2 protein-coding genes are annotated in these 2,202 nt (G+C 38.3%); both read right to left on the bottom strand.

The genetic code is table 11. The features are described from left to right. The coding region (locus AC1DRQ_RS30890; RefSeq protein WP_477429861.1) for a hypothetical protein at window positions 1-1,281 on the bottom strand (1,281 nt) is incomplete at its 3' end. A gap of 128 nt (window positions 1,282-1,409) precedes the next feature. After that, window positions 1,410-2,202 (bottom strand): KdsC family phosphatase (locus AC1DRQ_RS30895; RefSeq protein WP_477429863.1); only part of this gene is annotated, 793 nt, incomplete at its 5' end.

Below are 2,202 nucleotides of genomic sequence, written 5' to 3' on the forward strand. Positions count from 1 at the left end.
ACCAAGTTGCGTAGCCTCAATTATTGAGCCTGAAAATTTAGAAATATGAACACTGGTATTTTTAAGGATAATGGGCAAAGGATATGTTGTTGCCTTATCCATTTCAACTGCATCAATTAGCCCTGCATGAGTAAACAGGTCAACAACAGCCTTCTTGTTTTCGGCAGTGGTTCTGGGATGAAAACGGAACCACCATTGAAAATCAGGAGGCGTAAGCTTAACTGCATCAACAATATATTGTTCAGGGACATCAAGTTGCATGGTGTACAGAATGATTTTTTTGTTGGGAAAACTGTAAGATACTACATTAGTTTCAAAAAAATAATCCAACCACGGGTTGCCCCCTAAAATAACCTTATGAAATGATTGTTTTGAAACCCAGCTATTTACAACATTGTACGATGCTTCATCCCAGCACCAAAAAATATTGGGCAACAGGTTATAACCCTGATCAGGTACAGCACCGTAGTTACCGTATGCTACGTGTAGCTTACCCTGCCCGCCATGCTGCATATCTGCGCTAATTATCCCCCTTTTTGATGCAGCATAGTTTAATGCAAAAACAGGTACATTATAATAACACAGTCCAAAAGCATAATCGGGTTTATACTTTTCTAAAAAAAGGTCATATGCCGATGCTATTACCTTGATCTCTTTTACATCATTTTGAAGCGAAGGCACACTGAATGACTGTATATTCACAAAAGGCAATTGTTCCTGAACTGCGTTTAAAAAGAGGTCATAATCTTTAAGTTTAAACTGCATGTTAGTAAACTTGAACGCATTTATCACCTGGAAAAAAGGAATAAACTGTGCAAGAAAAATAACCTGATCACTTGACTTATATGTTTTACTGTAGTTTGGCTTAAAGTATTCAACTATTATAGAGTCGCGCTGGTACTTAGCCTTCAAAAAATCAATAATAGGTTGAAAATACCGGTTAACGTGAGCGCCATCAAGCTCAACCCTGTGCGCAATGGACCCGGTAAATAATATGGGGATTTTAGTTGATTTTTTTAACCTGAAACTAATTACATGACGCAGGGACATCAAAAATTTAGCAGTTAACTTAACGCTTKAAATTAAGCCGCCGCTTGTACCTGAAGATTTTGGTTTAGCTTTTTTTGCCTGTACCTGCTTCGCCTGCTCCAGATCACGCCACTCTTTAAAGAGGTTGCACCTGATCAATGGCCAAACAGATATATCATCAATTATCCATTCCTTAACAGGGTATGCATTTTCAAATGAATTTAACTTGTCAATAACCTGCTTATGCTCCATTTTAGCAACAAAAATTTATGAACTAATTACAGCACTAAATTATAGCACTAATAATTATAATGCGTTTAAATTTGGTGTTCTGTATGAAGGTTAATTCCTGATATGTCCAATCTGATTTCCTGTATCTTTCAGGAGGCCCATTTATCCTGTTTCAGTTCGGTAGGTATAGTTGATTTGCAAAATCCGTTATCAAATAACCATTCTACAAATTCCCTTACCGCACCATCGCCTCCACATTTTGAAAGATGCAAAATACCTGGCAGTTCTTTTACACCACGGGTTGCATTATTGGGGCAGGCTTTAACACCCGCTGCACTTAATAAATTGATACAATTAATATCGTCACCAATATATGCTACCTCATCTATGCTAATCCCTTCCAATTTACATATTTCAAGAGCAATGTCAAGTTTGGATCCAAAGCCCTTTCCCTGGTGTACATAATCCAGTTTAAGTTTAGCTGCCCTGCGTGCAACAATCTGCGTATTTTCAGTAGTGATTATACCTGTTTTTACCCCGGCCTGGCGCAATAGCTGAAAAGCCATTCCGTCATGCGTGTTAAATTTTTTCAATTCATCACCTGATTCTGAATAATACATTCCGGCATCAGTCAATACACCATCCACATCAGAAATGAAAAGCTTAATATGCCTGGTTACCGGGCTGCTATACGCATCCTTTAAAACATGCTTCTGGAAAAGCCTTTCCATGATGATCCAGTCGTCCGGTTCATCTATTTCAAATGCAGTGTATTCAGGCATTTCATAAATGGCAATTTTACCCGATAGCCTGTTTTTATGTTCTGTTACCGCTCCAACAGTTGATATATAAAAGGAACCGTTCTCCATTAGTTCGCCTTTAAAATCCTGCCTGCGCGGGCGATTTTTAAAGTCATAATTAACAGGCGTACCATCTTCGTTC

This window comes from Mucilaginibacter sp. P4_E8 (assembly GCF_056401495.1).